The organism is Pseudomonas sp. FeN3W (assembly GCA_030263805.2).
GTDB lineage: Bacteria > Pseudomonadota > Gammaproteobacteria > Pseudomonadales > Pseudomonadaceae > Stutzerimonas > Stutzerimonas stutzeri_G.
Genome location: CP136010.1, coordinates 503,284 through 519,085 on the forward strand (window position 1 = coordinate 503,284; position 15,802 = coordinate 519,085).

Sequence of the window (15,802 nt, forward strand, 5' to 3'; positions counted from 1 at the left end):
TCGTGTCACCCCGCATCCGGTCCGCTGCCATTGCTGTTGGCGGTGAGCAGATGACTGAGCACCGAACGCATCTTGCCGGGCTTGACCGGTTTATTCAGCACCGGCACGCCGCAGCCCTGCAGTTGCTGACGGCATTGGTCGCTGCGATCGGCGGTGATCATCACCACCGGCAGCGCCTGGTTGAAGCGAGCTCGCACCGCGAGCACGACGTCCCAGCCGGTCAGCCCTTGATCCAGATGGTAATCGGCGAGGATCGCATCCGGCGCTACTCCATCCAGCGCCGTCACTGCGCTTTGCTCGTCGGTGGCGGTCACCACCGTGCAGCCCCACTGTTCGAGCAAGACAGCCATGCTGAGCAGGATGCTCTCCTCATTGTCGATCACCAGCAGGCGCCGCCCAGGCAGCGGATCGCCCAGCTGCGGCACGACCACCGGAGCCGCAACCCGCTCGCGGGGCATCGCCTCGGCCAATGGCACGTCGATACTGAACACCGAGCCGCGCCCCGGCTTCGATCGCACCAGCACCGGGTAGCCGAGCATGCTGGCGATTCGGTCGACGATGGCCAACCCCAGCCCTACTCCACTGCGTTTCGCGGATCGACCGATCCCGAGCTGATTGAACTCGAGGAAGATCGACTGCAGCTCCTCCTCAGGAATGCCCCGCCCGGTGTCCCAAACCTCGATACGCAGCGCCCCGGCGCGTATGCGCGCACCCACCAGGACGCTACCCCGATCGGTATAACGGCAGGCATTGCTGAGAAAATTACGCAGGATTCGCGTCAGCAGGCGGAAATCGGATTTGATGGCGAAACGCGGGATGTAGTGTTTCAACTGCAGCCCCGCAGCCGAAGCAACCGACTGGAATTCCGACACCAGCGGCAGCAGGACATCGTTTAGCGGGTAGATGTCGATATCCGGTTTGATCGCGGCCTGATCGAGCTTGGAAATGTCGAGCAGATCGGTCAGCAGGTCTTCGGCGCCTTCCAGGGCCTGATGGGCCCGCTCGACCAGATGCAACTCGTTCTGCGGCAGTTGCCGTTCGCGCAAGGTCGAGATCAGCAGGCGCGCGGCATTGAGCGGCTGTAGCAGGTCGTGACTGGCTGCGGCGAGGTACTTGTCCTTGCTCAGGTTGGCCGCTTCAGCCGCATCGCGGGCTTCGCGCAGTTCACAGGTGCGCTCGGCGACGCGCTGTTCGAGTTCTTCGTTTAGCTGCAACAGGCGCAACTGTGCCAGTTTGCGCTCGGTCACGTCGGCGACGAAGCCTTCCACCAAGCCGTCTTCGTCCGGTTTGAGCAGCAGGTTCATGATCACGTGGATAGTGCTGCCATCCTTGCGCCGCAGGCGTGTCTCGTAGCCGAACAAACCATGCTGCTGACTCAGGATATGGCGGATCTGCCGCAGCTCCTCCTCTCCGCCGATGAACAGATGGTGGGACAGATCGGTCAGCGCCCACAGGGCCTCTTCCGGCGTGTCGTAACTGAGCATGCGCGCCAACGCGGGATTGGCGGCACGAATACCTTCATGGAGGCTGGCCTGGAAGATCCCGTGTACGGCATGCTCGAACAGCCACTTGTAGCGGTTGCGCTCGCTTTCCAGCTCCTCCAGGCGTGCCACCAGTTCCGGATAGTGGCTCTTGCGTGCGGAATGGCTGCCGAAGCCGAGCAGTTGCGTCAGGGCCTGATGCTGGTCGTCAGAGGGCTTCGGCATAGACGACCTCGACGTCCCGCTGCGTCGACGAGCGTGGATTGGTGAGGATGCAGGGGTCCTGCATCGCATGTTGCGAGAGGAACGGGATATCGGAAAGGTTAACGCCGTGCAGGCTCAGCGTTTCGCGGAAGCCGATCTGCTGCTTCAGATCGATCAGATGCTGCACCAGCCGCTCGCGAACCTGACGGTGATTCAGCCCGCGCGGATCGATGCCAAGGGTTTCGGCGACCTTGCGGTAGCGATCCGGCGAAGCGTCGTAATTGAATGCGACGACATGTTCGACCAGCACGGCATTGCAGACGCCATGGGGGAGATCGAGATAGCCGCCGAGGCTATGGGACATGGCATGCACCGCACCGAGAATCGCGTTGGAGAAGGCCAGCCCGGCCTGCATGCTGCCGAGCATGATCTGCTCGCGCAGCGCGATATCCGCCGGATTGGCGATCATTTGCGCAAGATTGCCGTTGATCAGTCGCATGGCTTCCAACGCGTGCGGATCGGTCAGTGGGCCATGGCCAGTCGATACGAATGCCTCGATGGCGTGCACCAGCGCATCGATGCCGGTACAGGCGGAAAGGAACGGGTCCATGCTCAGTGTGGTTTCCGGATCGATCAGCGAGACATCCGGCACGGCTGCCTTGCTGACGATGGAGAACTTCATCCGCTCTTCCTGGTTGGAAATGATCACGAACTGCGAGACATCCGCCGAGGTCCCGGCAGTCGTCGGAATCAGGATCAGCGGTGGGCTGGGCACGCGCAGCGTATCTACCCCTTCGAATTCATAGATATGGCGCCCATGCGCCGCGACGATGCCGATGCCCTTTGCGCAATCCATTGGGCTGCCACCGCCTACCGCGACGATCACGTTGCAACCTTCGCTACGATACAGCTCGGCGCCGAGCATCACCTCTTCGCAACGGGGGTTGGGTGAAACCCCGGTGAACAGGCAATGTTCGATGTTCTGCCGGTCGAGGCTGGCCTGCACATCAGCCACCCAGCCCGCCTTCACGACCCCGGGGTCGGATACCACCAGCACTTTTCGTGCGCCGAAATTGGCTGCACAAGTGCCGACGCTGTGGCGACAGCCGGCACCAAAGATGATTTCAGGGGAGACGAACTTGCGCTGAAGGCTGATATTCGGGCTCATGACTACGGCCTTTTTTATTTTTTGTAACTAATGATCGCAAGCCTACTGCATTGCTCAGGTAAAGCAATGCGCCAAATGGCTGGTCGCTACCCCTCTACCTGAATGCTTCAGAGCAGCTGTTGGTAGAAGAGCAATTCACCTTGCAGCGCATCCGCAAGGTTGGCCGCCTGTCGAAACCCATGCCGCTCCTCGGGGTACAGGCGGTACTCGACCTCGATGCCGCGATCACGCAAAGCCGCGACCATCGACTCGGTCTGCTGCGGCAACACCACTGCATCCTGCCCGCCCTGCAAGAAGATGACGGGCGCACCGATACGATCGGCATTATGCAGAGGGGCGCGCTCACGAAAGCGCTCCGGCACCTGTTGCGGATCGCCGATCAGCCAGTCGAGGTAATCACCTTCGAACTTGTGCGTCACCCGCCGCAGGGCCAGCGGATCGCTGACGCCATACAGACTGGCGCCGCCGCGAAACAGCGCTGTCGTGGCCAGCGCACTCAACGCCGTGAAGCCACCGGCACTGGAGCCACGGATGAACAAGCGCTGCGGATCGACCTCGCCCTGTTCCACCAGTGCTCGTGCGGCCTGGCAGGCGTCCTCCACATCGACAATGCCCCACTGCTCGCGCAATCGCTGCCGGTAGGCCCGACCAAAGCCGCTGCTGCCGCGGTAGTTCACGTCGACCACGGCGAAACCGCGCTGGGTCCAATATTGGATGCGTGGATCGAATACCGGATAGCTCGCCGAAGTCGGCCCGCCATGGGCGAATACCACCAGCGGCGGCAAGGCCCCCGACTCGCCGCGGCAGTTCGCATTGGCGGGAGGGTAAAAGAAAGCATGTGCGACCTCGCCAGCGCCGGTCGGAAAGCGCATGGGCTGCGGGCGCGACAATTGATCGACCGCCAGCGGCTGCGCGCCGCCGGCGAGAATCTGCACCGCTCCACTGATCTGTTCGATGGCAAGGACCGTGGGTGCTCGCTCCGGAGCGCCAGCGATACAGAACACATGGGTCTGGTTGGCGGCCAATTGGCGGCAACGGGTGAAGTCCTCAGCCAGTTGGCGCCGACTGCCATCGGCAGCGTGCGCGAACAGCCAGCCGTAACCATCGACCATATGTGTCAACAACAGGCTGCCGTCGGCCAGTGGCAGGTAGCTGCTGGTGCCCAGCTGCCAGGGTGCCGGTGCACAATCGAAGTTCTGTACCGTATCCGCCTCTCCAGAGGCCGTCAGCGGATGATGAAGCAGCTGGCCGTCTGCCTCATACCAAGGCTGCCAAAAGCCCAGACGGTCGCTGAGGCAGAACAGCCGGCCGTCAGCGGCGAAGCGTGGCTGCTGCAAGGACTCACCACCCTTCGCGCCGGCCAGGCAGCGCCTGCTGCCCCAGTGCCCGCCGGGCAGTCGCTCAGCCACGCACAGGCGCGTCGAGGTCCAGGGCTGCTCAGGACGATCCCATTCGATCCAGGCCAGCCGTGCGCCGTCCGGACTGAGCAGCCCAGAGGCATAGAAGTCGGCACTCTCCACAACAACCCGACGTGCGCCATCGACCATGGAGATGCTCACCAGGCGATGCACGACGCCTCCGGCCTCATGGGATTCCTCCAGCGCCAGGATCGCATCGCTGACGGAGTCATGCTGCAGATCGCCATAACGGCGCCCAGACTCGGCCGTCAGCGCGATTGGCGGCGGTGCGGTATCGATGCCGTCGCTCAGCTGCAGGTAGATCTGCTGATCCGCCTCGTTGACGAAGGCGATGCCCTGCCCGGTCAGGCAGAACGCACCGCCGCCGTATTCATAGACGCGACTGCGTACCGAAAAGCCGGCCGGAGTCAGGCAACATGCGCGGCCGGCCTGCCAGAACCACAGCGTGCAGCGTCCTTGAACGGGGTCGTACTCGATCCAGAACAGCCCTCCGTGCCCGGCCCGCAACTCGGCATAATCCCGACTCGCGGCCGCGGCGGCCTCGGCGCTCCAGGCGCTCGGCCAGAAGCCATAGGGCAGCGCTTCGCCGTATGGGAGGGACGTGGACGAATCGTTGCGGGGCGATTTCATACCTTGAGGATGAGCTTGGAAGCCTTCTCGTTACGATGCTGCAGCTGATCGAGCCCCAGCGCGCCGTGATCTGCCTGATCGCGAGCCGCAAGGATCTTGCCGTGATGCGCCGACTTGCTGCAAACGGGGTCGGCATTGGCGGCATCGCCGGTGAGCATGAATGCCTGGCAGCGGCAGCCGCCGAAGTCACGCTCCTTCTCGTCGCAACTGCGGCAGGGTTCCGGCATCCAGTCATAGCCACGAAATTTGTTGAAGCCGAAGGAATGTCGCCAGATGTGCTCGATGCTGTGCTCGCGTACGTTGGGGAACTCAACAGGCAGTTGGCGCGCACTGTGACAAGGCAACGCCGTGCCGTCCGGCGTGATATCGAGAAACAGGTTGCCCCAGCCGTTCATGCAGGCCTTCGGGCGTTCTTCGTAGTAATCGGGCGTCACGAAGATCAGCTTGCACGGATGGTTTTCGGCGGCGAGCTTGTCGCGCCACTCGTTGGTGATGCGCTCGGCACGTACCAGCTGTTCCTTGCTCGGCAGCAGCCCGGCGCGGTTCAGCTCGGCCCAACCATAGAACTGGCAGGTGGCGAGTTCGACGAAATCGGCCTCGAGGTCGATGCACAAACGAATGATCTGGTCGATGTTGTCGATGTTGTGCCGATGGGTGACGAAGTTGAGCACCATCGGGTAGCCGTGCTTCTTCACTGCCCGGGCCATTTCCAGCTTGTGGGCAAAGGCCTTTTTCGAGCCGGCGAGCAGGTTGTTCACTTCTTCGTCGGCGGCCTGGAAGCTGATCTGGATATGGTCCAGGCCGGCCTCGGCGAAGCTGGCGATCTTCTCTTCGGTCAGGCCGATACCGGAGGTGATCAGGTTGGTGTAGTAGCCGAGCCCACGCGCAACAGCGATCAGCTCGGCGAGGTCCTGACGCACCAGCGGCTCGCCTCCGGAGAAGCCCAGCTGGGCGGCGCCCATCTCGCGTGCCTGGCGGAACACCTCGATCCACTCGGCGGTGCTCAGCTCTTCGTGGCTACGGGCGAAATCCAGCGGATTGGAACAGTACGGGCACTGCAGCGGGCAACGATAAGTCAGCTCCGCCAGCAGCCAGAGCGGCGGGCCGGGCTCGTAGCCGGGTTTAGCGAAGCTCGATCCAGAACCGTTCAACGGCAACCTCCAGGAACGCAACGATATCTTCTTGAATCCCTTCGGCATCGGGATAGCGGGCCTGCAGATCGGCGACGATCGCACCGACGCTACGCGTCCCGTCCACTTCGGTCAGCACCGCCGCGGCGCTCTCGTTGAGCTTGATCATCCCTTCCGGATAAAGCAGCACATGGCAGCTCTGCGCGGGTTCCCACTGGAAGCGGAAGCCACGGCGGAATGCTGGAATCTGGGTCAGTTGGATATCGCTCATCGTCATCGTCTCGCCAGTGGGCAGGTGGCTGCCTGGCCACGTGTTCATGGTCGTCAGGCGGCCCACTCTACAGGGGCCGGATACCTCATGGGTGGGCAGGATTTGCCTATATGGCTCGCGCCTAGAGGCTGATGCCCTTGTGCCAGATACGCTCGCGGGTCACGGTGTGGTACGGCGGGCGATCCAGTTCATAGGCCATGCTCATGGCGTCGAGCATGCTCCACAGCACGTCGAGTTTGAACTGCAGAATCTCCAGCATACGCTCCTGCGCCTCGCGGGTGCGGTAGTGCTCCAGGGTGATCCGCAGGCCGTGCTCGACATCGCGGCGGGCTTCCTTCAGGCGCTTGCGGAAGTAGTCGTAGCCGGACGCATCGATCCACGGATAGTGCTGCGGCCAGCTGTCCAGGCGCGACTGGTGGATGGTCGGGGCGAAGAGTTCGGTCAGCGAGCTGCTGGCGGCCTCCTGCCAACTGGCGCGGCGGGCGAAGTTGACGTAGGCATCCACGGCGAAACGCACGCCGGGCAGCACCAGTTCCTGCGACAGCACCTGCTCGCGGTCCAGCCCGACGGCTTCCGCCAGTCGCAACCAGGCCTCGATCCCCCCCTCTTCGCCTGGCGCGCCGTCGTGATCGATGATGCGCTGGATCCACTCCCGACGGGTGTCGCGATCCGGGCAGTTGGCCATGATCGCCGCATCCTTCACCGGAATGCAGACCTGATAGTAGAAACGGTTGGCGACCCAGCCCTGAATCTGCTCGCGTGTCGCCTCCCCGGCGTACATGGCCCGGTGGAACGGGTGATGGATATGGTAGTACTCGCCCTTGGCGCGCAGCGCCTGTTCGAATTCCGCGGGGCTCATGGCTGGCAGGATCATGGCAGTGTCTTTCCTTTTCTTATCGTTCCGATATTCGTATCGCAGCACCAGGCGGCTGAAGGCCGCGATTCGGGTGCTATAGCTCGATGTTCATGCCATCGAAGGACACTTCGATTCCATGCTCGCCGAGGGTTTCGCGTTCGACGGAATCTTCATCGAGGATCGGATTGGTGTTGTTGATGTGGATGAGGATCTTGCGAACCGCGGGCATGCCGTCGAGCACCTCGATCATGCCGCCCGGGCCGCTCTGCTGCAGGTGTCCCATCTCGCTGCCGAGCTTGGTGCCGACCTCGCGCACGAGCATTTCGTCATCGCGCCACAGGGTGCCGTCGACCAGCAGGCAATCAGCCTGGCGCATGGTTTCCAGCAGTTCGTCACTGACCTTGCCCAGGCCCGGCGCATAGAACAACGTGCCACCGGTTTTGCGATCGTCGATCAGAAGGCCGATGTTGTCGCCGGGATGCGGGTCATTGCGGTGCGGTGAATACGGCGGCGCGGAGCTGCGCAGCGGAATCGGCGTGATGTGCAGGCTAGGGCAACAGGGAATGGTGAAGCTGCCGGTCAGGGCGATGGGGTTCCATTTCAAGCCGCCGTTCCAGTGTTCGAGCATGTTGAACAGCGGAAACCCGGTGGTCAGGTCCTGATGAACCATCTCGGTGCACCAGACCTCATGCGGGCAACCCTCACGCAAGGTCAGCAGGCCGGTGGTGTGATCGATCTGGCTGTCCAGCAGAACGATGGCACCGATGGCGGTATCTCGCGGCGCCCGGGCTGGCTGTAGCGTCGGGAACGACTCCAGCTGAGCGCGGATGTCCGGCGAGGCATTACACAGAATCCAATCGACACCGTTGTCGCTGATGGCGATCGACGACTGGGTGCGCGCCTTCGCATTGAGCGTGCCGGCGCGCAGGCCGGCGCAGTTGGCGCAATTGCAGTTCCACTGCGGAAAACCACCGCCCGCAGCGGACCCAAGAATACGGATGAACATGGACAGCCCCCAAAAGCGAAGCCCCGGCCGGAGCCGGGGCTGATCGATCAACGATTTGCGAAGTACATGGTGACTTCGAAACCAATACGCATGTCGGTGAAAGCGGGTTTAGTCCACATAGGTCGGTCCTCTTTTTATGGTGCCGGAAGATTCCGACAGCCCAATTAAGCCCCCTGTTCTGCCTTTAGCAGAATGGTACTTTGGAAGGAGACAGCGCCGTGCCTTGGTAGTGCCCGACAGACGGCTGTCATTGCTGCGTTTCGATTACCAGCTAACGCCCGGCGCTGGTGCGCTGTCAACTTGAACCCAGTGCCGGCCGACCGTTGGCATTACGCCAGGCCAGTTCATTGGTGATGGTCGCCATGGGTACGAACATCGTGCCGTCGAATTCATTCAGCGGCAGTCCCTGCGCGATTCGCTGCGGCCAGTCGTTGTTCGCCAACGCGGCCTTGCCGACAGCGACCAGGTCCATTTCCCCCTGAGTCAGCAACTTTTCGGCTTGCTCGCCCGTAACGATGCCGCCATTGCCGATCACCGGGATCGAAACGCTACCCTTGGCAAGCGCAGCGAAGCTCGATCCGCTGCCGAAAGCCGGCGCAGCGGCATCCGGCTCGGTGACATGCAGATAATCGAGGCCGGCCTCAGCCAGCGTGCGGAAACGCTGCCGGGCTTCGTCCGCCCCACCCTCCCACTTCAGCTGGCTGTCGCACACCATGCTCTGCGACAGACGCATGCCGACCACGAATTCATCGTCAACCGCGGCCCGCACCGCCGCGATGACCATCAGCGGCAAGCGCAGGCGGTCGAGGAAATCTCCACCCCAGTGATCGTCGCGCTGATTGAACTCGGTGCTGATGAACTCGTGCAGCAGGTAGCCGTTCGCACCGTGCAACTCGACGCCGTCGAAACCGGCTTCACGAGCATGGACCGCGGCCTGTGCAAACCCGGCGATGGCTTCCTGAATCTCGTCTTCGCTGATCTGCGCGGGCGTTGCATAGGGGCCTTCGCCGCCGTAGAAGGTCAGCTGCGAGCCACCAGGCTGCACCGCCGATGGCGCAACGTGCCGGGCATGATGGATGTTGCCCTGTGTCTGCGCGCCTCCGTGCATGAGCTGGGCGATGAACGCGGCGCCAGCGTCGTGCACGGCGTCGACTACCAGCCTCCAGCTGTCCCGGTGAGCTTCGGTCGCAAGCCCGGGCTGGTTGAAGTAACCCTGGCTGTAGGCCGTATCGGTATAGATGCCTTCGCTGATGAGCATGGCGAATCCGCCCTTGGCGAACGAGGCGTAGTAATCGCGCATCAACTCATTGGCGGCACCTTCGGCTTCGGCACTGACGCGGGTCATCGGCGCAACGACTGCACGATTGCGCAGCTTCAGGTGTTTCAGCGAACAGGGTTCGAGCAGTTGCGACATGGGATTCTCCTCATCTTCGGCACAGGGGCATGTTGATGGGAGGCGTGTCAGTGGCGGGGAGTTCGATGTACGCGATGGCTGGTTCACCACCGGGCAAAAAAAACGCGGCCGGGGCCGCGTTGCGATAGGAACCTTACGCTCGGTTCGAGGGGGATTACAGCAGAAGCGGCGCAGGTCCCTGCACATGACGTGCGTAGCAAAATAAACCGGCGCGCTGGAGCTCACACGCCGGGGCCCTCATCAGAAAAATCCGAGCGGATTGATGTCGTAGCTGATCAGCAGGTTCTTGGTTTGCTGATAGTGGTCGAGCATCATCTTGTGAGTTTCGCGGCCAACGCCGGACTTCTTGTAGCCACCGAACGCTGCGTGCGCCGGGTACAGGTGATAGCAGTTGGTCCAGACGCGACCGGCCTTGATGCCACGACCCATGCGGTAAGCGCGATTGATGTCGCGGGTCCAGACGCCGGCGCCCAGGCCGAACTCGGTGTCGTTGGCGATCGCCAGGGCTTCGGCCTCGTCCTTGAAGGTCGCCACGCCAACCACCGGCCCGAAGATCTCTTCCTGGAACACACGCATCTTGTTGTGACCCTTGATCAGGGTCGGCTGCACGTAGTAGCCAGTCGACAAGCTGCCTTCGAGCTTCTCGGCGGCACCGCCGGTGAGGATCTGTGCGCCTTCCTGCTGGGCGATCTCCATGTAGGAGAGGATCTTGTCGAACTGTTGCTCGGATGCCTGAGCGCCGACCATGGTGTCGGTATCCAGCGGGTTGCCACGCTTGATCGCCTTGATCTTCTTCATCACCACTTCCATGAAGGGCTCGAAGATCGATTCCTGAATCAGTGCGCGCGACGGGCAGGTGCAGACCTCGCCCTGGTTGAAGAAGGCCAACACCAGGCCTTCGGCAGCTTTCTCGATGAACGCTGGCTCCGCATTCATGATGTCTTCGAAGAAGATGTTCGGGCTCTTGCCACCCAGCTCCACGGTGCTCGGAATGATGTTCTCGGCGGCGCAGCGCATGATGTGCGAGCCGACCGGGGTCGAGCCGGTGAAGGCGATCTTGGCGATGCGGGTACTGGTGGCCAGCGCTTGGCCTGCTTCCTTGCCGAAGCCCTGAACGATGTTCAGCACGCCCGGTGGCAGCAGATCGCCTACCACTTCGATGAATACCATGATCGACAGCGGTGTCTGCTCGGCCGGCTTGAGCACGATGCAGTTGCCAGCGGCCAGGGCCGGAGCCAGTTTCCAGGCCGCCATCAGCAGCGGGAAGTTCCACGGGATGATCTGGCCGACAACACCCAGCGGCTCATGGAAGTGGTAGGCCGCGGTGTGCTCGTTGATCTCGGCGGCGCTGCCTTCCTGGGCGCGGATGCAGCCGGCGAAGTAGCGGAAGTGATCTGCAGCCAGCGGTACGTCGGCGTTCAGGGTCTCACGAACGGCCTTGCCGTTGTCCCAGGTTTCGGCGATTGCGAGCTTTTCCAGGTTGGCTTCGATGCGATCGGCGATCTTCAGCAGAATCAGTGCGCGGTCCTGCACCGAGGTCTTGCCCCAGGCATCGGCAGCAGCGTGCGCGGCGTCCAACGCTCTTTCAATGTCTTCGGCACCCGACCGCGGGAATTCGGCAATGACTTCACCATTCACCGGCGAGGTGTTGACGAAGTACTCGCCTTTGACCGGCGGGACGAATTCGCCGCCGATGTAGTTGCCGTAGCGCGGCTTGAAGGATACGACGGCGCCTGGGGTACCGGGCTGGGCGTAGATCATGATGGGCCTCTCTTCTTCTGCTTGTCGGAGCCTGTGCCGGAAAGTGCACAGGACATGGACCGATCTTAGGCAGTGGGGTCTTCGCTCCGGTATGCACCCATGGCAGCGGAGGGCTCCTCATTTGGTAGTAGATGGCAAGGCGCAGAGGCAGAGCTGATGGCGCTTTGCGATTGATTCGATCAGCCCGAAACGGAGAAAAAAGCCGAGCAGGATAGGCCCTGAACCGCACGCTAAAAATGACGCTGAACAAGAGCGTCGACCCCGAGCGCAAATTCTCCTGCAACGCAAGAAAAGTGCGACCAAAAGGCGGCAAAACCAACCCCAAAGTCTTATTAGCCACCCCGGAAAAGCGCCTTAGCTTCGGGGTGCGACATCGCTTTTCCTGACAACAACCAATGAGGAGATACGCCATGCAGTGGATCGATCCGGACTTCTGCGACCTGCGTCTGGGCTTCGAAGTCACCGCGTACGTCTACGTACGCTGAGCCCCTGACCGGCGTGATCGCACATCGCTTCACGCCGGTCGAGCGAGGATATGAACATGACGACAACAATCATTTCAATAGCCTGTTGCTACGAGATTCGCCCGCCCTTCCTATTTCGCTGGGAAGACTCGCAGCAAGCCCACGTGCTCCTCTACCCCGAGGGCATCGTCAAGCTGAACACCACCGGCGGCAAGATTCTTCAGCGCTGCGACGGCAAGACCAGCGTCGCCGAACTGATCGACCAGCTCGCGCTTAGCTACAACGCATCCAACGTCGACGCGATTCGCAACGGCGTCCTGAACTTCCTGGAGGTATCTCATGGCAAGGGCTGGATCCGAGCTAAGGCTTGATGGCAGTGGCAACCCGGTCTGGTTGCTGCTGGAACTGACCTATCAGTGCCCGTTGCAGTGCGTGTTCTGCAGTAATCCACGCAACTTCGCCGGTTACCGCCAGGATGAACTGAGCACTGCCGAGTGGATCGACGTGATGGCCCAGGCCCGTGCCATGGGTGCGATGCAGATCGGCTTCTCCGGCGGCGAGCCGACGCTACGCAAGGACCTCGAAACGTTGGTCGCCGAAGCTGACCGCATGGGCTACTACACCAACCTGATCACGTCCGGCATAGGACTGACCGAGGCGCGCCTACGCGCCCTGAAGGATGCCGGGTTACGCCACATCCAGCTCGGTTTTCAATCCACCGACCGCGATGTGGCCCGTCAGCTGGCTGGCGTCGATGTCTTGGAGCGCAAGCTCGGCATGGCGCGGCTGATCAAGTCAATGGGCTTCCCCATGGTGCTCAACGTACCGATCACCCGGCAGAATATCGCTCAGGTACCGGACATCATCGAGTTCGCTGTCGAGCTGGGGGTCGAGTACCTCGAACTGGCGAACGTGCAGTACTACAACTGGGCGTTGCTCAACCGCGATGCGCTGATGCCGACCCATGCCGAGCTGCGCAAAGCCGAAGACGAGGTGCACAAGGCACGCGAGCGTTTCGGTGATCGCCTGACCATCTTCTTCGTCATCCCCGACTATTACGAAGGTCGCCCCAAGGCCTGCATGAACGGCTGGGGCGCCATTCACGTCACCATCGCGCCGAATGGCAACGTGCTGCCCTGCTCCCAGGCCAGCAACTTCAAGAACCTGACCTTCCCCAACGTGCGTCAGCAACGACTGGAGCAGATCTGGCACGACTCGCCGGTATTCAACCTCTACCGCGGCGACGCCTGGATGCCCAAACCCTGTCGCAGCTGTGACGAGAAGGATAAGGACTTTGGCGGTTGCCGCTGCCAGGCATTGCTGCTGACCGGCAACGGCGCCAACACCGATCCGGCCTGCAATAAATCCCCGCATCATCAGCTGATTCGCCAGGCCGTTGAACTGGCGCAGGATGCCACGCGGCCGCAAGGTACTCTGATCGCCCGACAGGCCAGCCAGGGGGTGGAACTTGAAACTGCCCCATGACTCCTTCGGCGGTACCGTCAGCGCTGGTCTCGCACTGACGCTCGGCTGCTACCTGCTGCTGCGTTACTGGCTGGCGAACTGAGCATGCAGCTGCCGATTCTCGATCTGCTGGCCCGCTACGCGCACCTGCTGTTCGCGCTGGTCTGGGTCGGGCACAACTATGCCAACTTCATCCAGAACCCACGCTTCGTGCCACTGCAAAACGGCATCGACACCGCCATGCTGAACCGCGATCTGGAAGCGCGGATGAAACGTGAACACGGCATCTTCCGCTACGCCTCAGTGGTGGTCTGGGCATCCGGCATGTCCATGCTCTGGCAGCGCGACTGGCTGGTCGATGCGCTGCTGCTGCAGGGCCATCTGGCGGTGATCGGTCTTGGTGCCTGGATTGGTACGGCGATGCTGCTCAACCTCTGGCTGGTGCTCTGGCCGCACCAGAAGAAGCTGCTCGGCTTCGTCCCGGCGACCTTGGAAGAGCGTGTGCGCTGCTCGCGGATCACTTTTCTTTCATCGCGCAGCAACACCATCCTGTCCTTTCCCCTGCTGTTCCTAATGGCGAGTGGTGGTCATGGCCTGCATCTGTTCTGAGCGGTCCGGGCACTACAACTTCGCTGCCGGCCCGGCGATGCTGCCTAGCGAAGTACTGGCGCAGATTCGCGAGGAAATGCTGGACTGGCGTGGCAGCGGCTTTTCCATATTGGAACAGCCCTTCACCGGCGCGGCCTTCAGGCAACTGATGGCCGAAACCGAAGCCGACCTGCGCGCCCTGCTGGCGATTCCGAGCAACTATCGCGTGCTTTTCATGCAAGGTGGCGCCTCGGCACAATTCGGCCTGCTGCCGCTCAATCTGCTGCGCCCGGGACAAGGCGCGGACTACTTGGAAAGCGGCCACTGGGCACGCAAGGCAATTGCCGAGGGGCGCCGTCACGCACCAGTGAACATCATCGCCAGCGCGGCGGATCAGAACTTCACCGCCCTGTCCTCACCGGAGCACTGGCAGCTCGATCCACTCGCTGGCTACTGCCATATCACCAGCAACGAAACCGCCAATGGCCTGCAACTGCAGGCGTTTCCCGTGCTTCCGGTGCCACTGGTCGTGGACATGACATCGGATTTCCTCACCCGCCCCGTTCCAGTCGAACGCTTCGGAGTGATCTATGCCAGCACGCAGAAGAACCTTGGCGCAGCAGGGCTGTGCGTCGTCATCGTGCGCGACGATCTTCTGCAGGCGCCGCCAGCTGGCCTCCCTGCCGCGTTCAGCTACGTGGTTCAGGCCGAGCAGCAGAGCCGTTTAAACACACCACCAACCTTCGCCCTGTATGTCGCTGCCTTGATGCTGCGCTGGATCAAGCAACGAGGCGGCACTGAAGCGATGGCACTGGCTGCTCGGCAACGGAGCACGCAGCTGTACCGCTACATCGACGGCAGCGATTTCTACCACTGCCCGCAGAAGATCCAGGATCGCTCGTCGATCAATGTCTGCTTTCGGCTTACCGACGCAGGAGTGACCGACATCTTTCTTGCCCAGGCCGAGCAACGCGGTCTGACTCATTTGCGTGGGCATGCTGCTATTGGCGGCGTGCGGGCCAGCCTATACAACGCGATGCCACTGTCGGGTGTGCAACAGCTGGTGGATTTCATGGCGGACTTCGAGCGACACCATGGATAAACCGATGGATTGGCAAACGCTGCGCAATCGTATCGCCCTCAAGCTCACCAGCGTCGCGTGCCACCTGAGCGCGGTGCCGCGCCGCCCAGTCACGGTAATGGGGCTGGAATTTCCCTCACCCGTGGGCATTGCGGCCGGCTTCGATCGCAACGGTGCGCTCGGACGGCGTGTCGCCCCGCTGGGGTTCGGCTTCAACGAGATCGGCAGCCTGACAGCGGCTGCGCTCGTCCGGCTGAAGCCAATCTCGCCAGGCGAGGCGCGCCTGGGTGTGAATCTGACCCTGGATGCCAAATGCTCCATCGCCGAGACCTGCGCGTTGCTGCGCGGTGCCTGGCAGCATGCTGACTATCTCGCGCTGAACCTGATCGGCCCGGCCAGCGCCCCGCTGCTTCATCAGGGCGAGCAGCTGCACAACCTGCTGAGCGCGCTTCGTGAAGAGCTGCATCATCTGAATCAGAAAGGCGAACGTCGAGTACCGCTGATAGCCAAGCTGCGCTGCCTGCCTGAGCAGATTCCTTTCTCGCTCGCCGAGCTGCTATTGAGGCTTGAATTCGACGGGCTACTCGCTGCCCACGATCCTGGGCCACCGGCGACGCGCGAACGTTATCTGGCCTGGCAAGACCCGCGACGACAGGCTCAAGCCTGCGAACAGATCGAGCATTTGCGTCGGTTCTGCGGAAAGGACATCGCTTTGCTTTCGGTTGGCGGCATCCAGACCGCCAGCCACCTGCAGGCGCGAGTGCGTGCAGGCGCGGAACTGGTGCAGGTTCACGCCGCACTGCTCCGGCAAGGGCCTTGGCTGGGGTACAAGCTGCTCCGCTGACCCTCATCCGCAGGTCTAAACG

The 15,802-nt window shown here is 62.2% G+C and carries 16 protein-coding genes; 6 read left to right on the forward strand and 10 right to left on the reverse strand.

Features of this window, described 5'->3' with window-relative positions; translation table 11 throughout:
* Window positions 1–5: 5 nt before the first annotated feature.
* The 10 genes from P5704_002275 to P5704_002320 all read right to left on the reverse strand — a co-directional run bounded on the left by P5704_002275 (window position 6) and on the right by P5704_002320 (window position 11,339).
* A complete protein-coding gene (locus P5704_002275) occupies window positions 6–1,706 on the reverse strand; it encodes a NahK/ErcS family hybrid sensor histidine kinase/response regulator (GenBank protein WOF79354.1) in 1,701 nt (566 codons plus the stop codon).
* Entirely contained in the window at window positions 1,690–2,853 is a 1,164-nt protein-coding gene (ercA, locus tag P5704_002280) for an alcohol dehydrogenase-like regulatory protein ErcA (protein WOF79355.1), read from the reverse strand. Before ercA ends, P5704_002275 begins: the two co-directional genes overlap by 17 nt.
* Window positions 2,854–2,960: 107 nt before the next feature.
* Entirely contained in the window at window positions 2,961–4,901 is a 1,941-nt protein-coding gene (locus P5704_002285; GenBank protein WOF79356.1) for a S9 family peptidase, read from the reverse strand.
* Complete coding sequence (pqqE, locus tag P5704_002290; GenBank protein ID WOF79357.1) at window positions 4,898–6,052, reverse strand: pyrroloquinoline quinone biosynthesis protein PqqE; 1,155 nt, start codon at window positions 6,050–6,052, stop codon at window positions 4,898–4,900. Before pqqE (P5704_002290) ends, P5704_002285 begins: the two co-directional genes overlap by 4 nt.
* Complete coding sequence (gene pqqD / locus P5704_002295) at window positions 6,024–6,302, reverse strand: pyrroloquinoline quinone biosynthesis peptide chaperone PqqD (protein WOF79358.1); 279 nt, start codon at window positions 6,300–6,302, stop codon at window positions 6,024–6,026. Before pqqD (P5704_002295) ends, pqqE (P5704_002290) begins: the two co-directional genes overlap by 29 nt.
* 121 nt (window positions 6,303–6,423) lie before the next feature.
* Window positions 6,424–7,176: a pyrroloquinoline-quinone synthase PqqC gene (gene pqqC / locus P5704_002300; protein WOF79359.1), complete on the reverse strand. Its 753-nt coding sequence runs from the start codon at window positions 7,174–7,176 to the stop codon at window positions 6,424–6,426.
* Window positions 7,177–7,252: 76 nt separating this feature from the next.
* A complete protein-coding gene (pqqB, locus tag P5704_002305) occupies window positions 7,253–8,164 on the reverse strand; it encodes a pyrroloquinoline quinone biosynthesis protein PqqB (GenBank protein ID WOF79360.1) in 912 nt (303 codons plus the stop codon).
* 47 nt (window positions 8,165–8,211) lie between these two features.
* On the reverse strand, window positions 8,212–8,283 hold the full coding sequence (gene pqqA / locus P5704_002310) for a pyrroloquinoline quinone precursor peptide PqqA (GenBank protein WOF81150.1): 72 nt from the start codon (window positions 8,281–8,283) through the stop codon (window positions 8,212–8,214).
* 176 nt (window positions 8,284–8,459) lie between these two features.
* A complete protein-coding gene (locus P5704_002315; GenBank protein ID WOF79361.1) occupies window positions 8,460–9,578 on the reverse strand; it encodes an NADH:flavin oxidoreductase in 1,119 nt (372 codons plus the stop codon).
* A 240-nt stretch (window positions 9,579–9,818) separates the two neighbouring features.
* The gene (locus tag P5704_002320; protein ID WOF79362.1) at window positions 9,819–11,339 is read right to left on the reverse strand and encodes an aldehyde dehydrogenase family protein; all 1,521 of its coding nucleotides are present in this window, start codon (window positions 11,337–11,339) and stop codon (window positions 9,819–9,821) included.
* A 395-nt stretch (window positions 11,340–11,734) separates the two neighbouring features.
* On the opposite strand from P5704_002320, the gene pqqA (P5704_002325) reads away from it, so the two are divergent.
* The 6 genes from pqqA (P5704_002325) to P5704_002350 all read left to right on the forward strand — a co-directional run bounded on the left by pqqA (P5704_002325) (window position 11,735) and on the right by P5704_002350 (window position 15,780).
* Entirely contained in the window at window positions 11,735–11,824 is a 90-nt protein-coding gene (gene pqqA / locus P5704_002325; protein WOF79363.1) for a pyrroloquinoline quinone precursor peptide PqqA, read from the forward strand.
* Between the two features lie 56 nt (window positions 11,825–11,880).
* A complete protein-coding gene (gene pqqD / locus P5704_002330; protein WOF79364.1) occupies window positions 11,881–12,174 on the forward strand; it encodes a pyrroloquinoline quinone biosynthesis peptide chaperone PqqD in 294 nt (97 codons plus the stop codon).
* Entirely contained in the window at window positions 12,143–13,288 is a 1,146-nt protein-coding gene (gene pqqE, locus P5704_002335; protein WOF79365.1) for a pyrroloquinoline quinone biosynthesis protein PqqE, read from the forward strand. Before pqqD (P5704_002330) ends, pqqE (P5704_002335) begins: the two co-directional genes overlap by 32 nt.
* Window positions 13,289–13,372: 84 nt before the next feature.
* Complete coding sequence (locus P5704_002340; protein ID WOF79366.1) at window positions 13,373–13,876, forward strand: urate hydroxylase PuuD; 504 nt, start codon at window positions 13,373–13,375, stop codon at window positions 13,874–13,876.
* Entirely contained in the window at window positions 13,857–14,957 is a 1,101-nt protein-coding gene (gene serC, locus P5704_002345) for a 3-phosphoserine/phosphohydroxythreonine transaminase (GenBank protein WOF79367.1), read from the forward strand. The genes P5704_002340 and serC overlap by 20 nt, the downstream gene beginning before the upstream one ends.
* 4 nt (window positions 14,958–14,961) lie before the next feature.
* Complete coding sequence (locus P5704_002350) at window positions 14,962–15,780, forward strand: phosphoserine aminotransferase (GenBank protein WOF79368.1); 819 nt, start codon at window positions 14,962–14,964, stop codon at window positions 15,778–15,780.
* The last annotated feature ends 22 nt before the right edge of the window (window positions 15,781–15,802 follow it).

Coding starts and splice junctions, on each gene's coding strand:
- P5704_002275 (WOF79354.1), bottom strand. CDS start 1,706: ATGCCGAAGCCCTCTGACGACCAGCATCAGGCCCTGACGCAACTGCTC.
- ercA (WOF79355.1), bottom strand. CDS start 2,853: ATGAGCCCGAATATCAGCCTTCAGCGCAAGTTCGTCTCCCCTGAAATC.
- P5704_002285 (WOF79356.1), bottom strand. CDS start 4,901: ATGAAATCGCCCCGCAACGATTCGTCCACGTCCCTCCCATACGGCGAA.
- pqqD (WOF79358.1), bottom strand. CDS start 6,302: ATGAGCGATATCCAACTGACCCAGATTCCAGCATTCCGCCGTGGCTTC.
- pqqC (WOF79359.1), bottom strand. CDS start 7,176: ATGATCCTGCCAGCCATGAGCCCCGCGGAATTCGAACAGGCGCTGCGC.
- pqqB (WOF79360.1), bottom strand. CDS start 8,164: ATGTTCATCCGTATTCTTGGGTCCGCTGCGGGCGGTGGTTTTCCGCAG.
- P5704_002315 (WOF79361.1), bottom strand. CDS start 9,578: ATGTCGCAACTGCTCGAACCCTGTTCGCTGAAACACCTGAAGCTGCGC.
- P5704_002320 (WOF79362.1), bottom strand. CDS start 11,339: ATGATCTACGCCCAGCCCGGTACCCCAGGCGCCGTCGTATCCTTCAAG.
- pqqA (WOF79363.1), top strand. CDS start 11,735: ATGAGGAGATACGCCATGCAGTGGATCGATCCGGACTTCTGCGACCTG.
- pqqD (WOF79364.1), top strand. CDS start 11,881: ATGACGACAACAATCATTTCAATAGCCTGTTGCTACGAGATTCGCCCG.
- pqqE (WOF79365.1), top strand. CDS start 12,143: ATGGCAAGGGCTGGATCCGAGCTAAGGCTTGATGGCAGTGGCAACCCG.
- P5704_002340 (WOF79366.1), top strand. CDS start 13,373: ATGCAGCTGCCGATTCTCGATCTGCTGGCCCGCTACGCGCACCTGCTG.
- serC (WOF79367.1), top strand. CDS start 13,857: ATGGCCTGCATCTGTTCTGAGCGGTCCGGGCACTACAACTTCGCTGCC.
- P5704_002350 (WOF79368.1), top strand. CDS start 14,962: ATGGATTGGCAAACGCTGCGCAATCGTATCGCCCTCAAGCTCACCAGC.